General features: G+C 41.7%; 3 protein-coding genes. 1 reads left to right on the forward strand and 2 read right to left on the reverse strand.

Translation table 11 applies throughout. The annotated features are described in order from the left end of the window. Positions 1–205: 205 nt before the first annotated feature. Together AACQ21_RS07040 and AACQ21_RS07045 are read right to left on the reverse strand one after the other, a co-directional pair. Positions 206–709 carry a DUF4236 domain-containing protein gene (locus AACQ21_RS07040; RefSeq protein ID WP_019281516.1) on the reverse strand — a complete coding sequence of 168 codons (504 nt, stop codon included), beginning with the start codon at positions 707–709 and terminating at the stop codon, positions 206–208. A gap of 161 nt (positions 710–870) precedes the next feature. Beyond that, a complete protein-coding gene (locus AACQ21_RS07045) occupies positions 871–1,734 on the reverse strand; it encodes a cell division protein (protein ID WP_105976641.1) in 864 nt (287 codons plus the stop codon). A 197-nt stretch (positions 1,735–1,931) separates the two neighbouring features. Between AACQ21_RS07045 and AACQ21_RS07050 the strand changes: the two genes are divergently transcribed. Continuing rightward, a partial coding sequence (locus tag AACQ21_RS07050; protein WP_146127525.1) for a hypothetical protein occupies positions 1,932–2,142 on the forward strand: 211 nt, incomplete at its 3' end.

Here is a 2,142-nt window from a genome sequence, read left to right on the forward strand (position 1 = left end):
AAAAACAATATTGAATTGCCGACAAAACCAGAACGAAATGCCAAAGAAACCGATAACACAACCTACTGATTTTTATGGATTAAGCATAACGCCCAATTAAGGGGTGAGCAACGCTACCACCCAACCTAACGCATTGTACCGTAAACACTAAAATTGAAGTAGAAGCAAAAATGCCAAGCGTTGGGAATCCCTCTTAAATTGTTTGTTATGGCTCTGGACTTGAAAGGTACTCTGAAGCAACCCAACCTTTAACCCCATTACCTTCAATAAGTACCCAGCCACCATTTGTTTGCATAACTTTAACCTTGTCTCCAGCTACCAATTGATTGATTATCTTTGAATTAGTCGTTGGTTCTGCTCTTACACGTAAACTTTTAGCTTCAATCGTACTGAACGAATTGACTGATTCTGAAGGAGAACCAAAAAAGTTGGCTACTAATAAGAAAGCTATAATGATTAGTAACGTTTTGCCTAGTAAGGAACTGCCCTTACCAGTGTTTGACAAAACTTCCTTCGGACTGCCGCTACTCGTTAAATTCTGACTATATGACAGACCGGAACCGGGAATTCCTACCGTCGCTTTCACACCCTTTTTGCCAATGTTTACTGTGGCACCTGGCTTTCCGATTGAGGTGCTAACACCACTTTTACTAAGGTTAACATGAAGCCCTGGTGCAATTTTTATACGTTTTCGAAATTTGAATCCCATAATTTCCTCTATACAGACGAACCTTGAACATCGTGTGAGCCATAACGCCCGCCTAAGGGGCTGGCAACGCATACCACTAAACTCAATCACAACAACCGAAACCACCGCGGCTCATTGGGACTGGAAACGCCACGCGTTGACAGTCCCTCTTGAGGCGTTTGTTAGCTGTATGACTCCATACGCTGAAGTGACTCCCTTTCAAACCTTAATGCTTCAGCACGGTCACCTAAGTATCGAGGAATGCTCTGTAGTGCCATAAAACCACCAACAGGTTTCTCATGGTAGCCAATTATTAAACCACCATAACAATTATGAGCATGACAACCGCTAAGTAGAGTGGAATTATTCGTTACTAGGATGTTACTTGGTCTTATTAAGATTTCGACTCCATTTCTTAACAGGGGTCCACGATTAATAACTACACGATTAGGAGGGAAGAACTCTATTTCAAATAGAATTTTTTTATGCGCCTCTCTAATAGTTAGTTTTTTTCCGACTAACTGTATATCCCACGGGGACGTCGAATAGATAAGTTGGTTATTTTTGATGTGAAGCACTGGTGCGTTGTATTCATCGAATACAACCAGATTCAGCAGTAGATGGCCGTCAGCTAAAATCAATCCAATCAAAGGTGCACCATCAACGCTTACCGGAACCATTGCTGTTCCGTAACCATTATCTTTACAGGTAAAGCTATTGCCACCAATCTCTATTGTTGCTTCAGTCCCCGCAAAGTGTAAGTTGTAAGGCTTTGAGTTTCCCTCTTTTAGATTAAACGGTGCTTTGTTTGCTGCTTTCACTACTTCCACTGGAAGTAGCCCGCCAGTTTTTTCTCTATGGTGCTGGTCGCATAATAGTGTAATTTCATCAGCAACATGGCGCTTTACTACAGCCCACTCCTCCATATGCTCATATTCATATAGCGGTAAACCACAAATAACGCAGCCGAAACCACATCTCTGACGAACTTCACGTTGAATTGGTAATGGAATATTCCGACTATTACATTGTTCTACTTCACTCATAGTTTTCCTTGAATCTCACAATACAGCTAACGCCCGGCTAAGGGGTTGACAACGCACCACCGAACTCAAAAAACACACCGTAAACACTGAACTTCAATTTTACGCTAAAGTCGCCACGCGTTGGCAATCCCTCTTGAGCCGTTTGTTAGGCCAACCGGTTGACAACGATACTTTCAAAACCAAAGAACAAGGCTTGCTTGAAAACTGAAAACCAACTAAGCGATTCATTTATAAACCAAAATTTCAAATCAGCAAAGAAACCAAAAAACTCAAATTTAACGGTTTGGAAGAAAAGTGACGAGCGTAGCATTCTCGGCGGACGTTTGGATGCTGAAGGTTATTTTGCCGCTGAATTCACAACACTAAACAACCCAACGCGATCAAGAAACAGCAAATATGTGATGATTA

It is taken from the genome of Vibrio sp. V01_P9A10T6, from assembly GCF_963877065.1.
Lineage (GTDB): Bacteria > Pseudomonadota > Gammaproteobacteria > Enterobacterales > Vibrionaceae > Vibrio > Vibrio anguillarum.